The sequence below is a fragment of the Pricia mediterranea genome (genome assembly GCF_032248455.1).
Lineage (GTDB): Bacteria > Bacteroidota > Bacteroidia > Flavobacteriales > Flavobacteriaceae > Pricia > Pricia mediterranea.
This window is the reverse complement of the sequence record NZ_JAVTTP010000001.1, coordinates 1,900,545-1,925,493: the sequence shown is the minus strand read 5'-3', so window position 1 is coordinate 1,925,493 and position 24,949 is coordinate 1,900,545. Positions and strand designations below refer to the sequence as shown.

Genomic DNA, 24,949 nt, shown 5'->3' with positions numbered 1-24,949 from the left:
ATCTTCAATAAATCCCGATTAAGGTGATGGCCAATGGAAACCCGGAGTGTAAAATCTCGATTTTGCCGGCCCGATGTACTTCCGTTTCCGAAAACAGGAAAACTACTTTTTCCTTAGCGTTTTTTACCCGTACAATTTTGTCCAATTGCCCTTCCGAACGGTAAAAATAGTGTTTTTTGGATAGGATATCGGTGGCATACACCCTATTGTCATTATCGATGAATGTTTGCAACACGGGCGGCTGTTCGACAATGAGGGCCGCGAAATCCTTTTTTAGGATGCTGATCAGTATTTTGCGGTCCATTTCCTTTACAATTCGGTTTACCCTAAACCCACCGTTTTGGAAGCTGAAATCGAACAACGTGTTCCCCATTTCGGTCGTAAAAACGATGCGGTGATGGTTTATACCCAGTTTTTTCAGGATGAGCAGTCCCCCAAAGGTTTTGTCGAAGGCTTCGACCTTGGCCTTGTAAACATAATCTTTGGCCCTATCCGAAAAATAAGGATTCAGAACTTTTATTGCGATGTTCTCCACCGCTTCGAAGCCGTTTTTCTTGGGGTAAGAGGCACAGGCGATACAGGCAAAGGCGATAAGACTACTGATCAAAATCCGCATCCGATAGGGGTTGATTGGTCTTTCGATTGCTAAAGACGATCCGGGTATAATCGTCGGATGGTTCGATCATTTTCACCTCGGTCACTTCGCCCGACGGATTAAATGTCATATGAAATGCCTTGATAAACTCCGAAAATTGGGCATCCTTTGGTATGAGATGCACCAGACTATGGCCTTCTTTTTTAAAATAGGAGATATCGAATTGTTGCTCGTCGAACAGATTGCCGCGAATGCTTGCCGTTATCAGTTGACTTAGCTGTTCGAAAATCTTGTTTCCACCGATGTCCAGATCGCTTTTGTTGCCGGCGTCGTTGATATACAGTCTTTGGTCTTTGAAGATGATGGCGTAGGAAAAAGGGGTTACATATTCCCATTTGACCCTATCCGGTGCCTTGAAAGCCAATCGACCCTTCGATTCGATGTCCTCGGAGAGAAAATCGAGGTGCTTGTATTGGATGAAATCGCTGGTAATTGTCGTTGTGGTATCGGCCTGTTTTTTTACCGTCGTCCGTAGGGCCTTCGCCTCGGCAGCGGACATTGGGGTCTGGGCAAAAACTGTAGTGGAGAACAAAAGAAACAAAAGAAAGAGCGCGCCGCTCCAAAACATCTCGGGAGCGGGCACACCGCTAGAGATGGTCTTGGTTACCGGATGGTTCGAATCACTTGCGGTCGGCGGATACATACACTTCTGAATTGCTAGTCCCGACTTGGATGTGGCGGACAAGGTTGCGGGGAACTGATAAAGTATCTTAACTTTCAAGTTGCTCATAGGCCTCAATTTCCAGAAGTCTATTCGCGGGAACGGACTCTAGGTTTTTCTTCCGCAAAAATACCAATAACCGTTCCAAAACAGCGAGGGTCTTTTCACTGGTGTCATGCAAAAGGATGATATCGCCCTTAGCGACCCGCCGCGTGATTCGAAGATATATTCTATCCTCGGACCGGGGGGTAGTATCCAATGAGCGTACGCTCCATCCGACGGATAGCAGTCCCAAGCTTTTTATCGCTTTTTCGATCTGGGGATTCGTAACCCCAAAGGCCGGACGGTAGAGGTTCATTTTGAGTCCCGTTAATTGTTCAACAACGGATTTTGTAGCCAATAATTCGGACTTTACCTTCTTGGAGGTAAAAAATCCGAAGGTGCGGGAATGGGAATAGGTATGGTTTCCTATCGAATGTCCTTCTTCAAGAATTTGCTTTAAAATTTCCGGATGCCTTTCGATTTGCTTTCCGATACAGAAAAAAGTGGCTGTGGCGCCATGCTTCTTCAATAGTTTCAGGACTCTTGGCGTAAATTCCGGGTTAGGGCCGTCGTCAAAAGTAAGGGACACCCAATTCTCGCCCGTATCCGGGTTGTGGTGCAAGGATTTTAAATGGTAGTCCCATCCCACGAAAAAAGAACCCATGGCGGTTATGATCAACCAAGCGAGAACAAGTAACGCGAAAGCCCACCACGGGATTGGCACAAAAAAGGCCATAACGGCCAAGCTCGAGGTTAAAATCAGTGCCATAGGATTGATTACCCTGCGCCTCAACATTTTCGAAGTAAGGTAAAGCTGTGGTTTTCGCCACGGTATTGATTGTAGATCAGTATGGTCTCGGGAGATTTTGCATCCCCCATATTCAGGCGGACCGCTTGGGGGATGGATTGTCTTTTCAGGATTTTGTTGGCGAGCCAAAAACCGAATCCCGAGACGGTATCGTACTCACCTGATAAATGTTTGAAGTAGGTCTGGGCAGTATTTTCGAACAAGCCTTCTCTGAGTGCATCGTAGTAACCGTCGAATTCCACATCCCCGTTATAGCCGAGAACGATTACATCTATGGCATCCGGATCCATCCCGTTTTCGGATAAAAATGACGCTGTTTTTTCTGCCACCTGGTCTTCCGCCAAAGTATTGTACGTCTTGACCGCCACCAGTTCGGCATTACAAGAGTCCCGTTTTTCATTGGAAAGCGTAAAAAAATGGGCACCCTCGGAAAAGACGGCACCTTCTGTACCCGATTCTAAAAGAGACATGGTTTCTACCGGCTCTTGCTTGATGTGTCCGATCAACCGATGGGTGTCCACATGATGATCGACCAGTTCATCGACCCCGCCGACCAGAATATGCGATGCCTCCCCGATATCCAATTGCATTTTTGCATCCAACAATGCCGATTCGAAAGAGATGGCGGAATGTACGTAGGTGAAATTATGGCCTTTACAGCCTATGCCCAAAGCAATCTGGCCGGCCACGGTATTGTGGGAGGACTGGATAAAGCGCGTAGGGGTCAGAAACTGCTCGTCGTTGTTGATGATATCGCTGACGAATTTTTCCGAATCGCCGATGCAGCCCAGACCGGTGCCCACGATGATGGCATCGATTTCGTCTTCTTTCATGGCAGCTTCGGTCATTGCCGTTTTGGCGGCCACCGTGCTCATCTTGATGCCCTCCGCCATCCTTCGTGCCGCCGCAGGAGGTATATATTCCTTGTAATTGGGTGCGATGACGTTCAGCACAGTCTCGTTATGTCGAACGATTTCCTCCAGAAATAGCGCACTATCAAAGGTCTTCTGAGCGGAAACAGATCCTGTGCTGTTGATGTAAACGGGCATTACTTTGGTTTATTAATTTATAGATTTAGGAGTTTTGCCTGTGCAATTGTGGGGTTTTTAGCTTGTGCATCTACCAGAACCTTTTGTTTGAAAACTTGCATAAAGTGGACGTGTACCGGTGGGCCGGAATCCCACACCCGAATAGTTGTTTTTGCTGAGAAAATAAGCCTCGTCGGTATCAGCTACCGTAGTTAAAATAGTCAGCTCGAAATACGTTTTATTTTCTTTGTTGATCTTCATGTCTTCCTGTCACACTTCCTTAGAAAATATCAAGGTCGAACAATTGCCCCCGAATCCAAAGGAATTCGAAAGTACGTGCTGTAATGGTCTTCTGGTGACCTCGGTAACGGGGGAGAGGTCAAATTCTTTCATCGGGGTTTTATAGTTGAGGTTCGGAAAAATGGTGTTGTGTTGCAGCGCCAATATGGAATAGACCGCTTCTACCCCTCCGGCCGCGGCCAAGGTGTGCCCGGTAAAGGCTTTGGTAGAGCTGAAATCGGGAACTTTTTTGAACTTGCTGCCATTGCCTGGCCCTTTTCCGAGACCTCGCAGTTTGTCATGAAGGTGCTTGTCCCCTTTGTCGCGGCCAGCGTTGCCCCGACCGTCAGTACCGCCCTCGCCAGCATTGCCGTTAGCGTTTCCTTTCTCGCCAAAAACCCGTATCAGCGCCCGTCCCTCCGACAGATCATTGTTGGGGGTTGCCGTGCCGTGTGCGTTGACGTAGTCGATATCGGAGGCCCGAAGTCCCCCTGTTTTCAGGGCTTTTTCCATAGCAAGTACCGCGCCGTCGCCGTGTTCGGAAGAGGCCGTTTGATGGTAGGCATCGTTGGCATTGCCATAGCCAGTCACATAGCCGAGTACCGATGCATCCCTTTTTTTGACAAGCGCTTCGGACTCCAACACCAGGTAGGCCGCGGCCTCTCCCAAGTTCAGGCCTTTCCGTTCTTCGTCAAAAGGGGCACTATAGGTATCGGACAAGATCAGGAGGGTCTTAAAGCCGTTAATGGTGAATTTTGAAAGGCAGTCGGTACCGCCTACAATGGCCCGATCGAGTTGGCCGGAGCGTATCATCCGCGCCCCTAACATGATGGCATTGGCCGCCGAGGAGCAGGCGGTGCTGATCGTGGTCACAAAGCTCTCTTCGAGACCCAAATGCGCCGCTATTTTTTTTGTGGAATCGCCCGCGTGCAGGCCGGTAATATGCTGCCTTACTTCGGGCCGGTTAAAATAATCGTAGAAATACTGCTCCGATTTGTCCATTCCCCCAACGGTTGTACCAGAGATCAGCCCGGTACGCAAATCGTTGATATCCGTGATTCCTGCATGGGAGACGGCCTCTGCTGCTGCAGTGCATCCTATTAACACGGTGCGGGAAACCTCATTTTCAGCAAAGCCCAGTCGCTTTTCCAATTCGGGATTGGTATCGGCAATTTCCCCGACCATAATCTCATCCTTATGGATAGTCTCGATCTGTGATATCCTAGTAATCCCCTTATTGCCCGCAACAAGTGACGCATAGTTTTCCGCCACATTGTTTCCAATGGCGGAAATGATACCCATGCCCGTTATTGCAACTCCGTTTATCATTATTGGATTCAGGAAATTATTTTGGCTGTTTAATGAATTTTATCCAGTTTATCACTAGCGGATAGGTTACCGCAAAATGGCGGTTCGTTCGATTCGTCGGGACTAGCATTTTGTCTCCGCTCGGCATGGGCGCCCGCACTCCGATCAGCCGGACAGCCTCGTCTAAAGTCGCTGTTCGGGCACCTAGTCCAAACCCTATCGGCTACGGTGTTCCTTGATATAGCCGGCCATGGTATTCACGGATTCAAATATGGCCTTACCCTGCTTGGGGTCCGCCAATTTGATGCCGTAGTCCTTATCGAGCATCACGATCAGTTCCAGCGCGTCAATAGAATCCAGTCCCAATCCATCGCCAAATAGTGGATCGGAATCCTCGATTTCTTCGATGGCAACATCCTCCAGGTTTAGTTGTTCTATAATTTTCTCCTTCAATTCTTGTTTTAGGTCGCTCATGGGGTTGCGTATAATTTGATTAATTGTTGTTCGGTGTGCAAACGTTCTCCGGTCGGCGATACCAGATATAGAAAAGCTTCGTAGCTATCTCCATCGACATCGACCCATCCACACAGTATTTGGTCCGCCTTTCCTGTTTGCAAAAGACTTTCGGAATAATCCTTCATAAACCCCGGATTAAACGCGTCAAAGATAAAAAAACTATTCTCGGAACGCAGTTTATGCCGGATGCTAATTTCTCCGATACAGATATTGGGCAAAGTATAGACAAAAACGGCTGGACTAGGATAAAAATTGTCCGTATCGAAAATGGATTCCTGATATTTCCGATCTGTATCCAAACTCGAGGCCCGATTGGATAATATGATGGCTGTGTTTTGATTTTTACGGGATGAATTTTCTAGGGAGGGGTCGACGTGCACAGGATTGTTTTGGAACGGGTTTCCATGGGATGAATTTTCTTGAGATTGGCCCCTCGCCGAAGGAGTGCGGTCGAGCAAAAGCACTTCTGCCGCCAAAAAGGCCAGTTTGCTCAGCCGGTCCATCTTAAAGAATTTTGGATAATCGGTCTTGAAATTCCTATAGGCCAGTTTCATAAAAGGAACGAGGTCGTCCGCAGCCTCCTCGAAAAGCACGTTTCCATTTAGGGATATCCGATTGGCTTTAATATGGCAATAGCTTGATATGTAGTGCTTGCTTTCCAAAATAAATCCGAAACAGTTTTTAGGGTAATCAAAGAGAGTGTAGGGACCATTTCAGGGCCGTCCGTCTCGATTCGAGTACGTTTTCCTTCGCTGTACTTTTCACCATAGTCCCATATATCATGCCTTTCTGCAAACGAACATGGTATGGAATTCCCCCACCGGGAGGTCTTCCTCGAGGGTCAAACCCGCCTGTTCGACAAGCTCGCTGAATTCTGTGGCCTTGTACATCTTACTGTTCCCGTTGGCCAAGGCCGTGAAATATAGGGACGTGGCTTCGAGCGTAAAACGGGCGTTATCGAATTTTTGCCGATCGGTAAAGGTCTCGATGATGATGAGCTCCGTAGCGTCATCCATCGATATCACACAGGTTTTTAGGATTTTTAGGATTTCATCTTTTGAAAAACAATCCAAAAACTGGCTCATCCAAATCGTGTCGGCCCCGTTGGGAATTTCGGGATTGTCGGACAACCAGTCGATTTCCTGTCCGGATATCCGGTCCTCGAACCCGTTTTCCCTACCGTTCGCAAGGGCTTTTTTTAATTGTCCGGGCAGATCGAAAATCGTTATGTTCACTTCAGGGTCGTATTTACAGCAAAGCACGGCGAACTTGCCGGTATTGCCGCCGATGTCGAACAGCTTTTTCGGTTTATGCCGAAACACTAGCGGAAGGGCCTCTCCGAAAATCTCGTCCGAATAAAAATGGTCGAACTCGAACCATGATTTTTGGATGTGGGGCGACAGTTGCGAAAGACCCTCATAGATTGTCGGCCATGGCCCCAGTTCTTTCAGGCCACTGGGCTTGCCCGTTTTTATGGCATCGTGCAGGTGGAAGAGGCCCTGGTAGCAGACATCTTGCGTAAAGTTCAGATTGGCCTCCGTCATCTGGTTGTAGTTCAAAAAATAGCCAGTCTTGGTCAGCTCGTACCCTCCATCCACATTTTTCTCTACGATGTCGGAGCTTTCGGCGATTTCGAGCAGCACGCTCAGTCCGTATTCGCTGATGGAAAGGGCTTGGGACAGGTCTTCTATCGTTGCGCCCGTTTCGGAGCCGTTCTCAAACAGATAATCCAACACGCCCAGTTTGCGCAACGAAATCACCGCCTGGAACACAAAGGGGGCAAAAGCGATCTTTTGCGCCTCTTCCAAGGCTTCGATAGCTTTTCTCTTTTTTTTGGACATGCTGCTTGTCAATTGGTTTTGGGGTGCAAATTTAGGGATTGCGGACGGATTAGAAAACCAAAAAAAAAGGATGGCGGCAACAAACAAGTTGAGTGCGATTGTATAGCAAGTTGTTATTTCGTGCCTTTCCGCTATCTAAGGCAAGCCTCATGAAACGAGCTTTCAGAAATTTTAAAATTTACTTCGCAAAAGGCGATGTTTAAAATTTTTAATGCGAGAGCGTAGCGGTTACATACGTTCTCAATTTTTCAATTAACTTACTTCTAGATAATTAAAAAGATTTGAACGTATGAAATTACTAAAAGTACAAACGGCATTTCGTTTCGACGAAGAACTTCTTGAATTGGTAAAGGAAAAAGCAAAGGCCCAGCGCAGGAGCTTGAACAACTATATCGAAGGTTTGCTGCATAAGGATGTTGGCAGCATTCCCAACGAGGAAACCAAAAAGGCGATCGAGGAGGCTAGAAGTAGTAAGAATTTGGAGCGGATAAACGATTTGGATACTTGGGTGGCCAATTTATAGACCTGTGTACTATTTGGATTCTACCACCAAGTTCAAAAAAGACCTTAAAAAAATAAAGAGGAACCAAAAGGATTTCGGACTTGCAGTAGATGTTTTGAAGATTTTGGAAGAAAAAGGCGTTCAAGCAATCTCTGCAAAACGCAGACCACATGAGTATAAAGATAATTGGGAATGCCACATTAAACCCGACCTATTTATCATTTGGTTTCAGATCGAATCGCCCAAAATCATCAGATTAATCAGGATCGGTTCGCATTCCGATTTGTTCAAATAAAAATCAGGGTTTTCTGAAAACCGCCGCGGTATTGCTTCCCCCGAAGCCCGAGGCCGTCTTAAGAAAGGTATCCAATTTTTTTGGGGTCGTTTTTTCGATGACGTTTATCGGTCGGGAAACACCCAGGGTCTGAAAGCCCTTCGATGCGAAAAGCGTATTTCGGTGCAACGAATGCATGCCTATAATCGTCTCGATCAATCCCGATGCGCCCAAGGTATGCCCAAAATAGCCCTTGAGGCTGTTCAGAGGGGTGTTGGCCAATCCGGCTCGGTCAAAGGCGATGGCCTCCATCTCGTCGTTGTACATCGTAGCCGTGCCATGGGCGGAAATGTAGTCGATTTCCTTTGGGGATAAGCCAGTCTCCGTTAGGGTCGAGCTTATACTGCGAAACAGCCCCTCCCCGGTACGCGACGGCCCTGAAATATGGTTGGCGTCGTTACAGGATGCTCCCCCCAAAATTTCGACAGCTTCGGCGACCAGTCGATTTTTATCCTTTGTGACCAAAACGCTGGCGGCCGCCTCTCCGATATTGATACCGGAGCGGGACGCGCAATAGGGTCGGCAGGGTGCATCGCTCAGGGCCTGAAAGGAATTAAACCCCGAAATAATGAATTTTGTGACCAAGTCGCCGGCTACAACAAAAACATGGTCGAATTTTCCCTGATCGATCAAACGTTGGGCGGTAACTAGTGCCAATACCCCTGAAACACAAGCATTCGATACGATAATGGGTTCTGTTACAAAGCCGAAGTAGTGCTGTAGTGTCTGGCCTAAGACACTTAAATATGCACGCTTTTCGGGAAACGGACTCTCGCTTTCCAAGACATCGATATTGCCTTTGGTAGTAGAAAGTATCAGTCCCACTCGATCGGTCAATTCGATTTCCGGTGCCTTTAGTACCTTGTCGAGCGATACCATCAGCATCTTTTCCAAACGGGTGTGCGATGATTCGGCCTCCAATTTGCCGAAAGCGTCGTCTAGGTCCTCCTTGGGAATCATGGAAGCGTAGAACGGACGGGGCAGGATTTTCGGTTCGTCTACCAAATGCAATCCCGAAACTTCCGCGCTGATCTGATCTATCACGAAAGGGCTATCGAAACCTAGCGACGAGATGATATTGTTATGTGAAAGATAAACCTTACCCATCCAAAAGTCCCATTTTTATTTTCCATTCCCTGAAAAAAGGGGGCATTATCAGCGAAAGCTCGCCCTGTAACTCCACAAAGACCTGAACGGTTTTTCCGGTGCAGACCACAGCACCATCGGGATTCAGGATCTCGTACTTGAATACCATCTTGGCAGCGGGCGAGTCGATATAAGTCGTCTTTATCGTGGCGACGTCTCCGTATCGAAGGGGCAGTTTATGCTTGCATTTTGACGATACGATCGGGGTGGAGAAATTGTTCGCTTTTTGGTCGAGGTACGAGATACCGTGATGGCGGCCAAAAGCTTCCCGGCCATCCTCAAAAAACTGGATGTAGTTGCCGTGCCAGACGATGCCTAAAGGGTCGCACTCCGCAAAGCGTACCCTAATTTCGCTGGTATGGCTGATTTCTTCGTTCATACTGTAAAAATAATGTTTTGATGAGGTTTCTGTGGATTACAATGAGGTTAAAAATTTACACCGCGTTCTCCCGCTCATTGTAAAAGATAGCAACGCCCGTAGTCAACACAAAAAATAATAACAATAACCCGATTTCGGGAAGCAGTTCCAAAATCCCCACATTTCTTAAGAAAACATCGTAAAAGGCGTTGAGACCCCAGTTCATCGGTGAAATTTTGGAGAGTACCTGCATAAAGTCCGGCATAGCGAACACCGGCACCCAAACCCCGCCCAATGCGGCCAGAATGACCACAAATGTAGCTCCGAATGGGGCGGACTGTTCCTGTGTTTTCGCGATGGAACCCAATAGCAGCCCCAAACCTACCGCGGCCAATCCGGCAAAAAAAGCGACCAAAAAAAGTAGGGGAAGCTTGCGGGAAATTTCGAGTTTTGGAAGGTCTATCAGAGGAAACAGATAGATGCCGACCAACAGCATTAAGGCGAATTGTACAAGGGCCACCCCAAGAAACACTATGGTCTTTCCGCCGAGAAAGGTTGCATAGGATACCGGATGGGTGCGCAACCTGACGAAAGTACCTTGATTTTTTTCCTTGACCATGTTGATCGACAGGGGCAAGATGATAAAGAAAATGGCAAAGAGCGACCAAGCCGGAATATTGTGCTGGGTGGCATTTGGGATGATTTCTTTTCCTCCTCGGGATGGGGTTATTTCCTTAAAAACCAAAAAAGGTTCGGTATCAAAGATGGCTTCCGACGGATCATCGGTCAGTTCTTCTTGAAAAGCCTGATAGATGGTCCGGGTCTCGATTTTTGATACCATTTGATCGATACCGTTTTTGACCGAATTACGGAACGAAAATGGGGTCGCCGGGTCAAAATAGAGTCTGATTTCCTTGGGCTCCAATTTGGATTTCACCGACGGAATGCGATCTTCCGAGCCTCCAAACCTTTCGATAATACCGGCCACGTTATCGGCGACCTTAAGGTTTAGGTCACGCGACAGGTTCTCGGGAACGGCAATCCCCAACTGATACTTTCCCGTTCGAACCAGCTCCCGAACCGAGCTTTCGGTCGGTTGAAGCTCCACTTTGAAAAGTGATGAACTTCTAAGGTTGTCCTGAATTGTTTTTGAAACGGCGCCCCCGTCGTTATCCACCAGCAAAATGGGAATTTTTGCCTCCTTTAGGGTTTTGAAGGTGTCGTTCTGAACCAGGGTGATTGTGATGACCAGTAACAAGGGCATCAAAAAAAGGATGGCCAATCCCCCAAAGTCCCGTACCAACAATAGAAATTCCTTATATGTCGAGGCCCACAGTTTATGCATGGTCGCGCAGAGCTTTACCCGTCCGAGCCAAAAATACATCCTCTAGGTTCTTGGCGTCTTGATGTTGTGTTATTAGGGCTTTCGGGGTTCCTTTACAGACAATAGTTCCCAAATCGATAATGGCGACCCGGGTACAGAAGGCTTCCGCTTCGTTCAGGTGGTGCGAGGTATAGAGAATGGTGGTTCCCGCGGCGTTCAGTTGTGCCAAATAGTCCATGATGACGTTCTTCGATTGCACATCGACCCCGACCGTAGGCTCATCGAGGAACAGTACTTTGGGACGATGCATGATGCTGGCGATAAGATTGATACGACGTTTCATGCCGCCCGAAAAGTTGACGATTTTTTTATCGGCGAAACTTGATAGTCCCAATATCTCGATATGCTCCAGGATCTTCTTTTTTAACCGGTCACCCTTTAACCCGTACATGCTTCCAAAGTACCATAGGTTCTCATAGGCGGTCAGCGAGGGATACAGGGCATATTCTTGAGGAACGATACCGATTAGTTGTTTCAGTCGGTTTTTGTGTTCCCGGTAGTTGAGGTCGTCGATGCTGAAGGAGCCCGAAGTCGGCCTGAGCAAGGAACTCAACATGGAGATCAGGGTCGTTTTGCCTGCACCGTTTGGCCCTAACAAACCGAAAATGGCACCCGCTTTAATGGTGAGGTCCAGCTTATATACCGAATAGGCCTCGGCACCCTTATATTTCTTGGAAAGTTCGTTGACTTGAATCATGATGGTCTTCTTTCATCTTAGATCAAACCGCTTTTTTCAATTTTTTGAAAAAAACCTTTTCCCGCTCTGCGATAGCTTCCATTTGGTCGGCAATCTCATTGTATCCGTCGGTCAGGGCACTGCGGTTTTTGTAGATTCGCGAGGCATCCAAGGCGAAATCACGCCATAAATCCCCGATTTCGGTCATTTCTTTGGAGAATTTTCTGAGTTGTTCGTTTTGCAGTACCTCCGCGGCCTCTTGCAAAAACGCCGCGTAGATATAACGGAAGCCGCCGCCACCGGTGCCAATCTCTTCTTGCATACGAACAATTTGGCCCAGATAGTGGTTGGTCTTTTTTGGGCCGATTTTTTTGGGCCACTTCCGGATGTTCCGCGCTACCCATCGTATCGCCTTGACCCCGACAATCGGCACAGGGGCGGTCATGTCACGGCAGGTCTGTTTGATGCCCTTGACGATGGCCCGTTCCAGGTGTAGTTCTTCGGGAAAGACGGTGGGATAGTAAATATGGCCCTTGGGAGCGAAGGCTCCCTTGGCAAATCGGACTTTCTCAAGTTCTTTTTCGGTCAAAGAGGTCACGTCTTCCATGACAGGATCGCTAATCAGGTACCGGTCATCTTGTTTTCCATAGACCACCATGTTATGGGCATTAAAATGAAAGCGATACTCGTCGGGAAAATAAATCAGGTGGTACACTCCGACCTGTAAGCCTACCGGGTTATTTTTTCTCAGGTTTTGGTCCAGTCGGGACTTTGCCTTTTTGGGACTCTTGAATTTCTCTCGCTTTATCTTTATGCCGACGCGTTTGGCAAAACGGTTGAACACTAGCCCGGGCAGTACCCGGTAGGTAAAAACAGGGGCATGGTTCACTTTGATAAAAGGGAGATAGCTGAATAGCAGGCCCGAACCAATGCCGAAGACCATGGGTTCGCTGACCTCAAAGCCATTGTGCCGCATGAGGTTCGAGACTACACCGTTTTCGCAGTGGGCGGATTGTTTGTGGGAGAAGTCGATTTTTAGGGTTTCACTCATCGATACGTTTTAATTGTTCAATCGAAATTTCAAACACATCGGCATATTTTTGGAGGGTTTTCGACTTTAGCTTCTTGAATACCACGGGCTTAAGATGTCGTTTGACCCGCCATTGCCATAATCCCACGTAGCTGGCCAAAATAGGGATATCCATTTTGTGCAGTTCCATGTAATATTCGATCGGACTCGATTCGTTTCTCAAAAAGCGTGCTTTGGCCGCTTCTGTGCGCTCTTCGATTTCCCTGATGGCGTTGTCGAGGGCGATGGACTTCGGTTCCCATCCGGTGCTTAGCTCCGTGGTATATTCCCCGTTCTCGCCCACCGCGTACACCATGTCCTTTATGTTGGCCTTTTCAAGATTGCTTTTGTCCTGTGGTACTTCCTTCTTTTTCATTCTACCTCGTGGATCAGAAAATTGAAACTACAATCTACGATTAAATCGTCGTTTCTAAAAGTGGAGCAGCTTATGGTACAAATGCTCATGCTGCCCGTGTCGTATCGCGAGACTAAGCGAGCCTTTGTCACCAACAGCTCGTTGATCTTTGGCAGTTCGTGTATCTCCGCTTTTTTGATGGCGCTGATGTAACCTACAACCGAATTTCCAGCACCTTCCAGATCTTCATCGTCAAAATAACTTTGGCCGACGATGGCCGTACTGGCCTGGGCGGCATTTTCTATAAGACCGGTTTCCGACAGAAGGCCGCTAGAAGTCAAAAAGATGCAATCTCCCCGGATTTCAAAATGCGTGACCACCGAATCTTCGTCGAGATAGGGGGTTACAGTAGCCATCAACATCGGTTCGCGATGCGGGAGAAAGTTCTTGATATTGATGTCATAACGAGCCTGTTTCATTATTTAGTCTAAGGTTGAAATCCTGTAGTTCTATTGCAGCTACTTTAGTTGGCAGAAACATTTTAGTCTCATGTATTACTTGAAGGGTTATTGCGTTATTGGGTTTTCCGACATACCAACTAAATAACCCAATAACCATTTGCAATTCCATTGCTGTCAGAACCTATAAATTTCCAATCCATAATGGTTTAGTTTACCCATCCCCAGGGTCGACATTGAGGCACTATTTTATTGGTGGGACCCAAATTTAAAAAGCTGAAGACGCATTGAAATATAATGGTCGATCGAACTCTGATATTTCATGGGATTTTCGGTCAGCACCTCGATTCTTGGTTCTTTTGCGCCTTATACATACTGGTTTCCGATTTAGTTCTCCGTTCCCGACATGGGCTTCGCTTCACGGTGCCAAAGCCGTTTTCAACTCGCTTGAAGCCATCAACGCCCCCTCACACTCCACCTTGGCCCTAACTAAGCTGACCCCCATAATATCGTGTAGTATTTCTACCCGTGTTACCAAGGTTTCCGATACCATGGGGAGTTGAAAGATTTCCGCTTTCTTGATAGCACCGATGTAGCCCGTGGGGGCCGGCTGTCGTAACAGGTGAAATTTATAACCGGTATGCAATGCAATGGTCTGGGCCATGTTTTCAATTAAGCCCGGGGCGGAAAAGCGGCTTTTGGAGACCAGGATATGATCGGCCGTTACGGTAAAATGGGATACCACGTGGTGTTCCCCATACTCGGCCAAGGTATCGACCATGACAAAAGGACGTTTTTGAGGAATCAGGCTTTCCAGTAGGTCTCCGGAGGCGATATGATGATTCGTTCCCGCCATTAGCAAACGCTAAGATAGGCGTACATATACGAGAAACGAGCACTTTCGGGAACTTGGAAGAGGATTTTGTCCCCTTTCTTGAGCCCTCCGGACGCTATCAGCTCCTCCAACATCACATAGATTGATGCGGCTCCGATATTGCCGACGTGTTCGAGGTTCATAAACCATTTTTCCCAAGGCATCTCCACACCCTGTGCTTTCATTTCGTTATATAGACCTTGTTTGAAATAGTAAGAGGAGATATGGGGCAGATAATAATCAACATTATCGGGACCAATATTGTGTTTCTCGTAGACCTGTTTTAGACTATCGACCCCTTTTTTTAAAATGTTGGCGCCTAATAGACGGGTATCCTGTTTCATGGCGAACAGCGATTTTTTGCCCCACTGCTCCGCAGGTATTTCACTCCAGGGCGTCAGGTGACCGTCATCCTCCTTTTCTGCTCCGGCGTACATACAGGTTTCCATTTCATGGGCATACGAATACCCGTCGATCCATTCGATTTTTATGGGATGCTGCCCATTGGGTTCGCCTTCCAATAGCACGGCCCCGGCCCCGTCGGAGAGCATCCAACGTAAAAATTCCTTGTTGAATGCCAAAATCGGATTGTCATCCAGCTCTTTAAGGTGGGCGACCTCGTTAGCAAAAACATCCGCTTTCATCCAAGTAGACGTACGTTCACTGCCGGCGCAAGCGGCATTTTTGGTCTGACCCGCCTTCACGGAGAGGTACCCGTATTTGAGGGCGTTCATTCCTGAGCAACAGGCCCCGGAGGGAGAGTTGATCTCCATGTTCCGATTTTGTAAAAAACCGTGTACCATACTGGCGTGGGAAGGCAATATCTGATCGGGACTCGAGGTGCCGCAAGACAATAATTCCATGTCCTTCACCGTAAAATCACTGTCACAAAGTGCCTTGATGGCCGTAGCGGTCAGTTGGGCGTTGTTATGGGTTACGTTGCCATTTTCGTCAAGCGCGTAGTACCGGGTTTTTATCTTGTTGTTGCGCAGTACGAGACGCCTGGCTTTGGAAGCCTTGCCGTCGATTACGCCCAACCTTTGCTCCATTTGTTCATTATCGACCGGGGCGTTGGGCAAAAATTTCGCGATCCGGGTTATGTAAACGTCCTTCATCATGTACGCTTTAGAGCTACGGAAGAGTAATACTTTCTTTCCCTGTTCCGTTTTCGGGTCATGGGAAAATAAGTGAGCAAAAATACCACAAAAACTATTGGGGCTATGACCCAGATGGCAAATAACAAATAATATTTGAACAAACCAATCCATTTCAGGCGTTTGGGGTCTCCCGGACCGCCTTTCTTAATAATCAGGTTTGCCCACTTCGAAAACAGCACGTTGCCTCTTTCGTCGGTACGTACCAAGAAAGGATTTACCCGGAGGGCATCGCGCTGTAGCAAGTCGTGCTGCAAGTTCGAAAAATCGTCCGCGAGTAGGGCATCCTTAATCGGATGGCCAAATTTCACGGCATCGCCGATATCGGCATCCGACACCCCGGACTTTGGGAATATCCCGAGATAGCTATCCTTTTTTCCTGCTAGCATCCAACGTTGGATGGTGATCACACTGACATGGTTGATGTGCCGATCGACCATGGCAATGTGACCGACCAGCCGGGCATCGACCGAGGCCAGCAACCGCTTGACTTTTTCTTGAGCCTGGATCCACATGTTCCGACAGGCCACCACGGATACCACGGGGGTGTCTTTCAAAAGTTTACTCGCAAAATCCGATTTCAAAAAGGAATTTATAGGGATGGACGGGGTCAAATACCACACCTGATAGCCTAGGATTACCAAATCATATTTTTTACTGAGGATTTCCGCCCCGGGAGGATGGAAGTCGGCAGGTATCTGCAGAAAGCTCTCAGGAAACACGTCGTAAAATCGCTGCGGGTCCCAAGGGAAATCATACCGGGGGTCGGGAACGATTTCGTAATGGGAAACATTGACCGTATCGCCGCTAAGCGTACTGCTTATATTCTCCATAATCTTAGTCAACTGCCCGGTTTGGGAGTAGTGTATGATCAGTACCTCTTTCATAAAAAACTCAACCTGTTTTTTATTAATAAAATTGTTAGCCGTACAGTATCCGATGTGGCCAGCAAGCTATCTCGCATCCTGTACGACGGACTTTCAATGCACCGCAGCTTTTGCTGTGCTCGAAAGGTAAGCCGCTATTCTTTCCTGTCTTTCCAAAAGTCATAATAGTTGAACCATTGCAGGGGATATTCCTTTAGGATACCCTCCATACTTTCGCTATATTCCTGTAACAAGCCCTGTGCGTCCCGGGCCTTGAATTCGGCCGATTGGGCATAGAGTTCGTAGTGCCGTTTCGAGGCTTTCATAAAATATACGAACAGTACCGGTAGGTTCAACCGTGAGGCCAGTTGATAGGGACCCATCGGGAAATGCGCTTCTTTGCCCAAAAAATTCTCTGTCAACGTCTTCGAACCTGGCATATACCTATCTCCAGTGAATACCACCAATCCGCCTTCGTCGATAGCTTTATGGATTTCGAAGATATGCGACATGTCGTCTTTGACCACAATAAACTCCAAATGTGACTTTGCGGAAATACGCTCCATATACTCCTTTATATCTTGGTGCTCGGCGTGGGTAGTCACCATACTGATATTGGAAATATGGTAGCGATCTTCCAAGAAATAATGGGAAATCTCGAAGTTGCCTACATGGCCACTGATCAAGATGCCCCCTTTATTTTCTTTGAGCAGGTTGTCGATGTGCTCGATACCATTGTGGGCGTAGGTGAACTTTTCTCTAAGTCCAATTGAAATAGCGACCTTATCGGTCAGGGTCTGGCCGAAAGTATAATAGCTTTTATATATGTTTATAATGCTTTTAGCCCTTGAAAACCCATGTCTTTTACGGAAATAAGCATAGGTGTCGCGGTTGCTCTTCGGAGAAAACAGCGTGTAATATACGATGACCACTCGTAGAAGGGCATATGCCGCGGTTATGCCGAAATTTCGGAGAAAGAAAATATAGATTTGGTACCCCAAAAGAGTACCTCTAGATTTTCCTTCCCACTCCGTAGCCATGTTCCGGGTTTTGTAATGCGCTGCGGTCTCGATTAGCCCAACTTTCTTTCGATGAGGTCGTAGAAATTCTGAAGCGTGTGAATATTTACGAAATCCTCTCCCGTTAACTTTACCCCAAAATTGCTCTCTACCGCGACCACAAGGTCGACAAAATCGAGACTATCAAGATCAAGGGCGTCCTTAAGGTTGGCCTCAGGTACTAATGCTTCCTCTTCCACTTCGAAATCGTCGATGAGGAATGCATCAACCTTTTCAATAATATTTTCCTTGGTCATCACCATTTTCAGCTAACATTTTTTGACGATTAGAGCGGAATTCGTTCCGCCAAAGCCAAAAGAATTTGACAAAAATACGTCAATTTTTTTATCTAAAGTTTTCCTAACAAGGTTAAGTTTTGCGGAGTCTTCGTCCGGATTTTCCAGATTGATGTTCGGGGCGATAAAATCGTGCCGCATCATCAACAGGGAATAAATGACTTCACTCGCCCCGGCCATCCAGCATTCGTGGCCCGTCATTGATTTTGTCGAGCTAACGTACGGATGGTTTTGCCCAAAAACAGCGTCTATCGCCTTGGCTTCGTTCGTATCACCGACCGGAGTCGATGTGGCGTGGGCGTTGACATAATCTATGGACGAGACGGATAGGTTGGCATCGGCCAGTGCCTTTTTCATGGCTTTGGTCGGGCCTTCAACGTTGGGCGTAGAAATATGGTCCCCATTCGATGAAAATCCGTAGCCCAGAATCTCTCCCAAAATGGGTGCACCCCGCTTTAAGGCCGATTCATAGCTTTCTATGATAAGGGTAGCCCCCCCGCCACTGGGTACCAATCCGTTACGATCTCTGTCAAACGGGCGGGACGCCTTTTCGGGATGTTCCGTATTCGTCGCAAAAACCCCCAGTCCATCGAAACTGCCCATTGCAAGGGGATTGATTTCCTGTGCTCCCCCCGCGATAATGCATTCTTGCAGTCCGCTTTTGATTAAATGATAGGCCAGCCCGACGGAATGCGAACCGCTGGCGCAGGCCGCACTGACGGTCAGATTGATGCCCCGAAGTTTGAAAATTGTAGAAAGGTTCATCGTTACTGTGGAGTTCATGGCCTTAAAAATCGCCCCCGAACCCACTAAGGTGGTATCACCCTTTTCGCGCATGGTATCGACCGACTCGACCGTCGAACGGGCCGTGCTATCGTTACCGTATAGAATGCCTACTTCGTGGTCGTTCAAAAAATCCTGGTCGATCCGTGCATTTTCCAGGGCTTCGATAGTGGCCATATAGGCGTACTGAGCCTCTTCGCCCATGCTGATACGCTGCCTGCGGGATAATAAGGGTTTGAGGTTCGGGCTTTCGACCATGCCCGTAATCGGGGATCGAAATCCGAAGGCATCGCGTTCGGGATCATGGACGATTCCCGACCGGCCTTCGTAGAGCGATGTCTTAACATCCTCTAAATTCTTACCGATACAGGAATAAATGCCCGTGCCTGTGATTACTACTCTCCTCATTCTTCTCTTTAGCTAGTCGTTTGTAAATAAATATACTAAAGTTTGGGACTCTAACGAAGTTTTGGTTTTAAAATTGCCCAGCGTGGCGATATCTTGTCCCCAACGCACTTCAAGAGTGATAAAATGGATTTGAAGGTTGTCGCCTACCTGATGCTGACCCCAACCCTGATGCGGTCAGTAGTGCCTGACTGGGGACGCAGTGTGCGGCCATAGTCTTGGGTCGTCCAGGAACACATTGCCGGTTGAACGGTTTGGGTATAGCCTGAAATTAAGAATAGATCCCTCCGTTGATATTGATAACGTCTCCTGTAATGTAGCCCGATTTTTCCGAAGCTAAAAAAGATACCAAATGGGCCACTTCTTGCGCGGTTCCGAAGCGATTGGCAGGAATCATTTTTTTTAGCTCCTTTTCATCCAGATTTTGCGTCATGTCCGTTGCGATGAAGCCCGGGGCCACGGCGTTCACCGTGACGTTTCTTTTGGCCACTTCCTGTGCCAAGGCTTTGGTCGCTCCGATTACCGCACCTTTTGCCGCGGAATAGTTAGTCTGGCCGGGCGTGCCCTTCAAGCCTGAAACGGACACCATATTGACGATTCTCCCGTATTTGTTGACCAGAAGTTTTTGGATCAGATGGTTGGTTACATTGAAAAAACCGTGGAGGCTGGTATCGATGACCTTCGACCAATCTTCTGCCTTCATCCACATAAACATGCCATCTTGAGTGATACCTGCGTTATTAACGATTACTTCGATGATGGCGCCGGCATTGGTCTCTTGCCAGCTGTCCAAAGCGGATTTTACGTTGGCGGCATCGGTCACGTTAAAAGGCAAAAGCTCTCCTTGGCCGCCGGCATCATGCACAGCCTTCAGGGTTTCCTTGGCGGCCGTTTCGTTGCTGTAATAATTGATAAGGATGCGATACTCGGAGTCCTTCGCTAGTTGGATGCAGATGGCCCTTCCGATGCCCCTGGACCCGCCGGTCACCAATGCATACTTCTGTTTGCCCTTCTCTTTCATGTCCATAAATAATAATATGACTATTCGACCGATTCGAAGGGTTCCGCATTCTCGAACCACTTATCCCCCAGCAGCTTGCCGTTTTTGTCAAAATAGCCCCATCCTTTTTTGGACTTTACCCGGGCAAGACCGTTAATAAAACCCTTTTCGTTATTTCCCGCTAAAAAGGCGAAACCGGCCGTGATATCGTAATCCGTGGGAATGACCAGTTTTCCCGAGGTGTCGATAAAACCCCAGTCCCTGTCCTTGACGGGTGCCATTCCGTCGGAAAACACTTCCGCATCCCGATATTGAGGCTCGATGACCATTTTTCCGCTTTCATCGATATAGCCCCATTTTTTGCCATCGGCAACGGGAGCGAGTCCGTCGGAAAAGGCCCTGGCCTTATCGAATTGCGGCTCGATCACCCATTTTCCGCTGCTATCGACATATCCGATTTTTTTATCCCTTTCGGCGTAGGTCATCTGGGAGTCCCCGTGAAAAATCCAAACGTCGGTGGCGCCTTCGATGGGGTTAAAGCTTCCGTTGTGGATGATTCCGTAAACCCCGTTCTTTTTTCCATAGACACCGTTCGGCGACCAGGTGTTGCCGATATCCTCATATTCCGCAGGGATCACTTCTTTCCCCGAGGTATCGATCATGCCCCACAGGTCATCCCCCTTTTCGACTTTGGCATGTCCGTTTTTAATATCCTTTATAGTCCTATAAGTAGGTTCAAGCACGATTTTACCGTCCGTACCTAAAAGTCCCACTTTATCGCCCTGCCGCCAGAAGGCGACTCCATCCTCAAAATCGTATAATTTTTCTTCCGTAGCGGGAATGTAGAGCACTTGGTTGTTCTTGTCGATATATTGCCATTGGTCGTCCTTCAAGACCAAAGCGTATCCCGAATTGAAATATTTGACCTTGTCATACTGGGGTTCAATGGCCCATTCGCCGGAAGCATTGAGAAAGCCCCATTTTTTATCCTGTTCGGCTGCGGCCAGACCATCGCTAAAGGATTTGGCATCATCGAATCGGGGCTCGATAACGTAGTTGGCGGACTTGTCGATATACCCGAATTTTTTATTTTCCCGTACCAAGGCGAGGTCTTGGGCAAAAGTATTAAAAGCGGTCAAGCATACGGTTAGGAGTAAAGTGAACGTGGTTTTCATAAGTAATATTTTTTGAATTCGTTAAAGGGGAACGTACTACAACAATATAGGATACAAGATACAAAAACAGGATCAAAATATCGAAAAGAGACTATATTTAAAGCCGCGAACCTTATTTCTCTTTCGTCTCTTCTTTGCCCTCTTTTCTATTTGTTTCGGTGGTTAGTGATATAATCCTTCACCTGGTTAACATAAGGGTACATGATTTCGTCGTTTTTGAACGGGGGAACAATTGTTCGAACGGCGTCGTACATATTTCTGGTCTTGGTCGATACCTTATCTTTCACGTCTAGATATTCGATGGCCTGCACTACGGTAATCATCTCGATCGCGATGACCTCAAAAGCGTTTTCGATGACCTTTTTGGTTAGCAGGGCGGCGTTGGTGCCCATGCTCACGATATCTTGGTTGTCGTTGTTATTCGGGATGCTGTGCACGTACATCGGGTTACTCAGCGCCTGGTTTTCAGCAGCTGTCGAGGTAGCCGTGAATTGTACCCCCTGCATCCCCAGATTAAGGCCTAGCGTCCCCAAGTTCACAAAAGGGGGGAGAATACCGTTGAGATGGGGGTTGAGAAGGTAGTTCAACTGCCTTTCGGCCAGCATGCTCATTTTGGTGACCACAATTTTCAGCTTATCCATTTCAAGGGAAACATAGTCCCCATGAAAATTGCCGCCGTGATAGACGTTCTTCTTTTCCACATCCACGATGGGGTTGTCGTTGGCGGAATTGACTTCGCCGATCAAGATGCGCTCCACCTCGTTCAGGGTATCCAAAACGGGACCTAGAATTTGGGGGACGCAACGAAGGGAATAGTATTCCTGGACCTTTTCAGTAAAAACAGATACGTCGCTGTTGGTGTCTTTGTACAGGTGATGCTCCCGTTTCCGGGTGAGGGAACTGTCTTTTAGATGACTGCGCATCGAACGGGCGATTTCCCGTTGTCCGGTATGCTTTTTCGTCCGGTTCAGGTCATCCGAGAGGTGGTCGTCGTAAGCTTTGACAATTTCGTTAATGGCCGAGGAGCACGAAATCATCCATTCTAACAGCCTCCGGGTATAAATGGTGTTCACCATCCCGATACCCGTCATGACGGAAGTACCATTGATGAGTCCCAGTCCTTCGCGTAATTTTACCTTGATAGGCTCGATGCCCTCGGCCTCGAAGACGCCCTGGGTCGGTCTGCGTTCCCCTTTGTAGAATACTTCGCCTTCCCCGATCAATACCAGCGCCAAATGCGCCAATTGCACCAAGTCCCCACTAGCGCCTACTCCGCCATGTTCGTAGATAAGGGGAGTAATGTTCTTGTTGATCAGCTCGACCATGGTATCGATGACCGAGAAATGTACGCCCGAATTACCAAGGCTCAGGGTGTTCAAGCGGGCCAACATGGCCGCCTTTACGTATTTTGGGGGAATCGGATTGCCCGTGCCGGATGCATGACTACGGATAAGGTTGTATTGCAGCTGAACAATTTCGGAATCGTTGATCTTGTACTGCGTCATCGGCCCAAAGCCCGTGTTTACGCCATAGATGATTTTGTTCCTCGAAAATTCCTTTAAAAATTCGAAGCTTTTCCGGACCGTATCGGTTGCTTTTGGGTCTATGGTAACGGGTCGATTATCAAAAATGGCATCGTAAAAATCCTGAATACCTAATTTTCCCTTGATCTTTGGCATTTGCGGTTGGTTGAATCTGGGTAGCGCGGTCGGCTCCCGTGTAAGTTTCCGTTAATCTGGCGGCAAAAATAGCAATTTCAATATGCAAACTTATAACAATTACTCCACGAATGTCGTATTTTTACCTTGTATTTCAACAAGATACCCTTAGGTTTCAGGGAAAGATACAAGATGATGGAAAACGAGCAAGTAGATGTACTGATTATCGGCGCAGGGCCTTCGGGAGCGGTTTCCGCGGCTTATCTCCACAATCAGGGCTTTCAGATCAAGGTCGTGGAAAAAAGCAAATTTCCGAGGTTTGTTATCGGAGAAAGCCTTTTGCCCCGCTGTATGGAGCATTTTGAGGAAGTCGGGCTATTGGATGCCTTAAAGCAACAAAATTTCGAGGTAAAGGGAGGGGCCCGATTTATGAGGGGCGAGAAAATGTGCAATTTCGATTTCAGCAATAAATATACGGATGGATGGGATTGGACTTGGCAGGTGCCGCGGGCGGATTTTGATAAAACCTTGACGGATACCTTGGAAGGATGGGGCGTAGCTATCGCTTTTGAACAGGAAGTCGTCGCGGTGGAATTCGACGGAAGCGAATCGATCACCACTATTAAGGATGCCGAGGGCGGACTTTCGACCGTTTCTGCCAAGTTCATCGTAGATTCCAGCGGGCATGGACGGGTGCTCCCCCGATTGTTGAATCTCGATATGCCTTCCAAAATTACCAAAAACTCCTCAATTTTCACTCATGTCAAGGATGAAAAACGTCCGGAAGGGCGGGAGGGTACCATCATCACATTCGATATCGTTAGTCGGGAGACCTGGCTTTGGGTCATTCCTTTTTCCAACGGTTATACTAGTATCGGCTTCGTTGGCCCTACCGATTATCTCGAATCTTTCGAGGGCAGTACCACCGAAAAGCTTCAGGAAATGATGAAGCTATCGGATTACTATTTCGATCGTTTTGAGGGAATCGGCTACGAATTTGAACCCCGAATGCTCAAGAACATCGCCAAATCGGTCAAAAAACTTTATGGAGACGGCTTCGTACTGACCGGAAACAGTGCGGAATTTTTGGATCCCGTGTTTTCGTCCGGGGTAACTTTTGCCACCGAATCCTCTTTGACGGCCGCCAAATTGATCACCCGACAATTGAATGGTGAAACCGTCGACTGGGAGGTCGATTACACCGAACACATGAAAGCGGGGGTAGCGGTCTTCTCCACCTACGTGAAGGAATGGTACACGGGAAATCTACAGACCATTTTTTTTGACAGCAACGAAAACCCCGACATCAAGGCGCAGATTTGCTCAGTACTAGCGGGATATGTCTGGGACCGGACGAACCCATTCGTGAAGAACCATCATCGTCTGGTCAAGACCGTTGCCCGAGTGGCGGAATTGGAGAAAGGGCATTAAGGCATTAATTATGAGTAGCCTTGCAGCCGGTTTACTCTATGAAAAAAATAACAGCCGAGGTAGGAATCTGCTGAAGTACCAAGGCGTTTTAGGGCTTGCTGCGTCACTACTGCAATTTTATCGTTCGTGAATCGCTATTACGTGTTTCTAGAATGCTCTATCTCCCATGGTTTTTTGCTGGATTTTCGTTCTTGAACTGCCATAATTTGTAAGAATTGGTTCGACTGTCATATTCTCCCCACATCAAACCTGATTTATATTTGAATATGGTTTCATTATAAGGTTTTTTTCTTCTGGATGCTTTAAAATCTGATATTCTGTCAAATAGCGTAGGACGTAGGCTATCCTGGATGTGCTCAAAATCTTTATTGAATAATCCTGTCGTATAGATAGACTTATTTCCTTCAAAATAAGAGTAACTGTAAAATGTATTGTTAAAACTATTTGATGGAGAGAAACCGGATGAGGAAATCGGTCCCATAGCGGCCATTGGGGCCATGTTCCCAATTTCTTTGTTACCGCCAACTGAAATTTCGTAACCGTAAATTGTCGGATATAGGGAGATTCCGACCTTAGCTCGGTTAATTTTCCGGATGAACTTTTTTGTTTCGTCCAGTTCTCGATATCTATTGAAAATCGAACCATTGAGCACCATGGGCGAATTATTAAACTCAATTTCCTCATCCTTAAGAACAGAGTACTTTTGAATTACTACTTTGGAACGAGTATCCGTAATTTTGAATTCGAAGCCATATTTGTTTGACGCCAAAGTCAGTAGATAGGTATCGAATAAAAATGAATTTGTTTTATTCTGTTTCTTGGGCACGTT

General features: G+C 47.4%; 28 protein-coding genes. 3 read left to right on the top strand and 25 right to left on the bottom strand.

Going from position 1 to position 24,949, the window contains the following annotated elements:
• Nucleotides 1–4: 4 nt before the first annotated feature.
• From lolB2 to RQM65_RS07960, 8 genes are all read right to left on the bottom strand, one after another.
• Nucleotides 5–616, bottom strand: coding sequence for a flexirubin biosynthesis protein LolB2 (lolB2, locus tag RQM65_RS07995; protein ID WP_314014000.1), 612 nt, complete (start codon nt 614–616; stop codon nt 5–7).
• Nucleotides 597–1,385, bottom strand: a complete 789-nt coding sequence (gene lolA2 / locus RQM65_RS07990) for a flexirubin biosynthesis/transport protein LolA2 (protein WP_314013998.1) — start codon at nt 1,383–1,385, stop codon at nt 597–599. Before lolA2 ends, lolB2 begins: the two co-directional genes overlap by 20 nt.
• On the bottom strand, nt 1,366–2,127 hold the full coding sequence (locus tag RQM65_RS07985) for a polysaccharide deacetylase family protein (protein WP_314013997.1): 762 nt from the start codon (nt 2,125–2,127) through the stop codon (nt 1,366–1,368). Before RQM65_RS07985 ends, lolA2 begins: the two co-directional genes overlap by 20 nt.
• A gap of 20 nt (nt 2,128–2,147) precedes the next feature.
• Complete coding sequence (locus RQM65_RS07980; protein WP_314013996.1) at nt 2,148–3,215, bottom strand: beta-ketoacyl synthase N-terminal-like domain-containing protein; 1,068 nt, start codon at nt 3,213–3,215, stop codon at nt 2,148–2,150.
• A gap of 249 nt (nt 3,216–3,464) precedes the next feature.
• On the bottom strand, nt 3,465–4,802 hold the full coding sequence (locus tag RQM65_RS07975) for a beta-ketoacyl-[acyl-carrier-protein] synthase family protein (protein ID WP_314013994.1): 1,338 nt from the start codon (nt 4,800–4,802) through the stop codon (nt 3,465–3,467).
• Nucleotides 4,803–4,997: 195 nt separating this feature from the next.
• Nucleotides 4,998–5,255 (bottom strand): phosphopantetheine-binding protein, encoded by a 258-nt coding sequence (locus RQM65_RS07970; RefSeq protein ID WP_314013992.1) that lies wholly within the window; start codon nt 5,253–5,255, stop codon nt 4,998–5,000.
• A complete protein-coding gene (locus RQM65_RS07965) occupies nt 5,252–5,959 on the bottom strand; it encodes a 3-oxoacyl-ACP synthase (RefSeq protein WP_432279841.1) in 708 nt (235 codons plus the stop codon). The genes RQM65_RS07970 and RQM65_RS07965 overlap by 4 nt, the downstream gene beginning before the upstream one ends.
• 117 nt (nt 5,960–6,076) lie before the next feature.
• Nucleotides 6,077–7,138, bottom strand: coding sequence for a methyltransferase (locus tag RQM65_RS07960; protein WP_314013991.1), 1,062 nt, complete (start codon nt 7,136–7,138; stop codon nt 6,077–6,079).
• Nucleotides 7,139–7,427: 289 nt separating this feature from the next.
• On the opposite strand from RQM65_RS07960, the gene RQM65_RS07955 reads away from it, so the two are divergent.
• Complete coding sequence (locus RQM65_RS07955; RefSeq protein ID WP_314013990.1) at nt 7,428–7,661, top strand: hypothetical protein; 234 nt, start codon at nt 7,428–7,430, stop codon at nt 7,659–7,661.
• Between the two features lie 4 nt (nt 7,662–7,665).
• Entirely contained in the window at nt 7,666–7,935 is a 270-nt protein-coding gene (locus tag RQM65_RS07950) for a type II toxin-antitoxin system mRNA interferase toxin, RelE/StbE family (protein ID WP_314013988.1), read from the top strand.
• Between the two features lie 3 nt (nt 7,936–7,938).
• Here RQM65_RS07950 and RQM65_RS07945 read toward each other — a convergent pair whose 3' ends face one another.
• The 16 genes from RQM65_RS07945 to flxA form a co-directional block, all read right to left on the bottom strand.
• A complete protein-coding gene (locus RQM65_RS07945) occupies nt 7,939–9,081 on the bottom strand; it encodes a beta-ketoacyl synthase N-terminal-like domain-containing protein (RefSeq protein WP_314013986.1) in 1,143 nt (380 codons plus the stop codon).
• Nucleotides 9,074–9,499, bottom strand: coding sequence for an acyl-CoA thioesterase (locus RQM65_RS07940; protein ID WP_314013984.1), 426 nt, complete (start codon nt 9,497–9,499; stop codon nt 9,074–9,076). The genes RQM65_RS07945 and RQM65_RS07940 overlap by 8 nt, the downstream gene beginning before the upstream one ends.
• Before the next feature lie 55 nt (nt 9,500–9,554).
• The gene (locus RQM65_RS07935) at nt 9,555–10,823 is read right to left on the bottom strand and encodes an ABC transporter permease (RefSeq protein WP_314013982.1); all 1,269 of its coding nucleotides are present in this window, start codon (nt 10,821–10,823) and stop codon (nt 9,555–9,557) included.
• Nucleotides 10,816–11,559: an ABC transporter ATP-binding protein gene (locus tag RQM65_RS07930; RefSeq protein WP_314013980.1), complete on the bottom strand. Its 744-nt coding sequence runs from the start codon at nt 11,557–11,559 to the stop codon at nt 10,816–10,818. The genes RQM65_RS07935 and RQM65_RS07930 overlap by 8 nt, the downstream gene beginning before the upstream one ends.
• A 22-nt stretch (nt 11,560–11,581) precedes the next feature.
• Nucleotides 11,582–12,589, bottom strand: a complete 1,008-nt coding sequence (gene darH, locus RQM65_RS07925) for a BtrH-related acyltransferase DarH (protein WP_314013979.1) — start codon at nt 12,587–12,589, stop codon at nt 11,582–11,584.
• Nucleotides 12,582–12,983, bottom strand: a complete 402-nt coding sequence (DarG, locus tag RQM65_RS07920) for a flexirubin biosynthesis protein DarG (RefSeq protein ID WP_314013978.1) — start codon at nt 12,981–12,983, stop codon at nt 12,582–12,584. Before DarG ends, darH begins: the two co-directional genes overlap by 8 nt.
• Nucleotides 12,980–13,441: a hotdog family protein gene (locus RQM65_RS07915; protein ID WP_314013976.1), complete on the bottom strand. Its 462-nt coding sequence runs from the start codon at nt 13,439–13,441 to the stop codon at nt 12,980–12,982. Before RQM65_RS07915 ends, DarG begins: the two co-directional genes overlap by 4 nt.
• A gap of 397 nt (nt 13,442–13,838) precedes the next feature.
• Nucleotides 13,839–14,276, bottom strand: coding sequence for a hotdog family protein (locus RQM65_RS07910; protein WP_314013974.1), 438 nt, complete (start codon nt 14,274–14,276; stop codon nt 13,839–13,841).
• Entirely contained in the window at nt 14,276–15,409 is a 1,134-nt protein-coding gene (gene darB, locus RQM65_RS07905; RefSeq protein WP_314013973.1) for a dialkylresorcinol biosynthesis protein DarB, read from the bottom strand. Before darB ends, RQM65_RS07910 begins: the two co-directional genes overlap by 1 nt.
• Nucleotides 15,409–16,335, bottom strand: coding sequence for an NADPH-dependent FMN reductase family protein (locus RQM65_RS07900; protein ID WP_314013971.1), 927 nt, complete (start codon nt 16,333–16,335; stop codon nt 15,409–15,411). The genes darB and RQM65_RS07900 overlap by 1 nt, the downstream gene beginning before the upstream one ends.
• A 134-nt stretch (nt 16,336–16,469) precedes the next feature.
• Entirely contained in the window at nt 16,470–17,354 is an 885-nt protein-coding gene (locus RQM65_RS07895) for a lysophospholipid acyltransferase family protein (RefSeq protein WP_314013969.1), read from the bottom strand.
• Nucleotides 17,355–17,386: 32 nt separating this feature from the next.
• Nucleotides 17,387–17,629 carry a phosphopantetheine-binding protein gene (locus RQM65_RS07890; RefSeq protein WP_314016811.1) on the bottom strand — a complete coding sequence of 81 codons (243 nt, stop codon included), beginning with the start codon at nt 17,627–17,629 and terminating at the stop codon, nt 17,387–17,389.
• A gap of 12 nt (nt 17,630–17,641) precedes the next feature.
• Nucleotides 17,642–18,859 (bottom strand): beta-ketoacyl-[acyl-carrier-protein] synthase family protein, encoded by a 1,218-nt coding sequence (locus RQM65_RS07885; protein ID WP_314013967.1) that lies wholly within the window; start codon nt 18,857–18,859, stop codon nt 17,642–17,644.
• A gap of 268 nt (nt 18,860–19,127) precedes the next feature.
• Entirely contained in the window at nt 19,128–19,883 is a 756-nt protein-coding gene (gene flxB / locus RQM65_RS07880; RefSeq protein ID WP_432279840.1) for a flexirubin biosynthesis SDR family reductase FlxB, read from the bottom strand.
• Between the two features lie 14 nt (nt 19,884–19,897).
• The gene (locus tag RQM65_RS07875; RefSeq protein ID WP_314013966.1) at nt 19,898–21,031 is read right to left on the bottom strand and encodes a WG repeat-containing protein; all 1,134 of its coding nucleotides are present in this window, start codon (nt 21,029–21,031) and stop codon (nt 19,898–19,900) included.
• A gap of 146 nt (nt 21,032–21,177) precedes the next feature.
• Nucleotides 21,178–22,710 (bottom strand): flexirubin biosynthesis tyrosine ammonia-lyase FlxA, encoded by a 1,533-nt coding sequence (gene flxA, locus RQM65_RS07870; protein ID WP_314013964.1) that lies wholly within the window; start codon nt 22,708–22,710, stop codon nt 21,178–21,180.
• 174 nt (nt 22,711–22,884) lie between these two features.
• On the opposite strand from flxA, the gene RQM65_RS07865 reads away from it, so the two are divergent.
• Nucleotides 22,885–24,120, top strand: a complete 1,236-nt coding sequence (locus tag RQM65_RS07865; protein WP_314016808.1) for an NAD(P)/FAD-dependent oxidoreductase — start codon at nt 22,885–22,887, stop codon at nt 24,118–24,120.
• A gap of 157 nt (nt 24,121–24,277) precedes the next feature.
• On the opposite strand, the gene RQM65_RS07860 is transcribed toward RQM65_RS07865, so the two are convergent.
• A complete protein-coding gene (locus RQM65_RS07860) occupies nt 24,278–24,946 on the bottom strand; it encodes a hypothetical protein (protein WP_314013963.1) in 669 nt (222 codons plus the stop codon).
• Nucleotides 24,947–24,949: the final 3 nt, after the last annotated feature.

Excerpts from the sequence above, each read along its gene's own strand:
- lolB2 (WP_314014000.1), bottom strand. The coding sequence starts at position 616 with ATGCGGATTTTGATCAGTAGTCTTATCGCCTTTGCCTGTATCGCCTGT.
- lolA2 (WP_314013998.1), bottom strand. The coding sequence starts at position 1,385 with ATGAGCAACTTGAAAGTTAAGATACTTTATCAGTTCCCCGCAACCTTG.
- RQM65_RS07985 (WP_314013997.1), bottom strand. The coding sequence starts at position 2,127 with ATGGCACTGATTTTAACCTCGAGCTTGGCCGTTATGGCCTTTTTTGTG.
- RQM65_RS07980 (WP_314013996.1), bottom strand. The coding sequence starts at position 3,215 with ATGCCCGTTTACATCAACAGCACAGGATCTGTTTCCGCTCAGAAGACC.
- RQM65_RS07975 (WP_314013994.1), bottom strand. The coding sequence starts at position 4,802 with ATGATAAACGGAGTTGCAATAACGGGCATGGGTATCATTTCCGCCATT.
- RQM65_RS07970 (WP_314013992.1), bottom strand. The coding sequence starts at position 5,255 with ATGAGCGACCTAAAACAAGAATTGAAGGAGAAAATTATAGAACAACTA.
- RQM65_RS07960 (WP_314013991.1), bottom strand. The coding sequence starts at position 7,138 with ATGTCCAAAAAAAAGAGAAAAGCTATCGAAGCCTTGGAAGAGGCGCAA.
- RQM65_RS07955 (WP_314013990.1), top strand. The coding sequence starts at position 7,428 with ATGAAATTACTAAAAGTACAAACGGCATTTCGTTTCGACGAAGAACTT.
- RQM65_RS07945 (WP_314013986.1), bottom strand. The coding sequence starts at position 9,081 with ATGGGTAAGGTTTATCTTTCACATAACAATATCATCTCGTCGCTAGGT.
- RQM65_RS07940 (WP_314013984.1), bottom strand. The coding sequence starts at position 9,499 with ATGAACGAAGAAATCAGCCATACCAGCGAAATTAGGGTACGCTTTGCG.
- RQM65_RS07935 (WP_314013982.1), bottom strand. The coding sequence starts at position 10,823 with ATGCATAAACTGTGGGCCTCGACATATAAGGAATTTCTATTGTTGGTA.
- RQM65_RS07930 (WP_314013980.1), bottom strand. The coding sequence starts at position 11,559 with ATGATTCAAGTCAACGAACTTTCCAAGAAATATAAGGGTGCCGAGGCC.
- darH (WP_314013979.1), bottom strand. The coding sequence starts at position 12,589 with ATGAGTGAAACCCTAAAAATCGACTTCTCCCACAAACAATCCGCCCAC.
- DarG (WP_314013978.1), bottom strand. The coding sequence starts at position 12,983 with ATGAAAAAGAAGGAAGTACCACAGGACAAAAGCAATCTTGAAAAGGCC.
- RQM65_RS07915 (WP_314013976.1), bottom strand. The coding sequence starts at position 13,441 with ATGAAACAGGCTCGTTATGACATCAATATCAAGAACTTTCTCCCGCAT.
- RQM65_RS07910 (WP_314013974.1), bottom strand. The coding sequence starts at position 14,276 with ATGGCGGGAACGAATCATCATATCGCCTCCGGAGACCTACTGGAAAGC.
- darB (WP_314013973.1), bottom strand. The coding sequence starts at position 15,409 with ATGAAGGACGTTTACATAACCCGGATCGCGAAATTTTTGCCCAACGCC.
- RQM65_RS07900 (WP_314013971.1), bottom strand. The coding sequence starts at position 16,335 with ATGAAAGAGGTACTGATCATACACTACTCCCAAACCGGGCAGTTGACT.
- RQM65_RS07895 (WP_314013969.1), bottom strand. The coding sequence starts at position 17,354 with ATGGCTACGGAGTGGGAAGGAAAATCTAGAGGTACTCTTTTGGGGTAC.
- RQM65_RS07890 (WP_314016811.1), bottom strand. The coding sequence starts at position 17,629 with ATGACCAAGGAAAATATTATTGAAAAGGTTGATGCATTCCTCATCGAC.
- RQM65_RS07885 (WP_314013967.1), bottom strand. The coding sequence starts at position 18,859 with ATGAGGAGAGTAGTAATCACAGGCACGGGCATTTATTCCTGTATCGGT.
- flxB (WP_432279840.1), bottom strand. The coding sequence starts at position 19,883 with ATGGACATGAAAGAGAAGGGCAAACAGAAGTATGCATTGGTGACCGGC.
- RQM65_RS07875 (WP_314013966.1), bottom strand. The coding sequence starts at position 21,031 with ATGAAAACCACGTTCACTTTACTCCTAACCGTATGCTTGACCGCTTTT.
- flxA (WP_314013964.1), bottom strand. The coding sequence starts at position 22,710 with ATGCCAAAGATCAAGGGAAAATTAGGTATTCAGGATTTTTACGATGCC.
- RQM65_RS07865 (WP_314016808.1), top strand. The coding sequence starts at position 22,885 with ATGGAAAACGAGCAAGTAGATGTACTGATTATCGGCGCAGGGCCTTCG.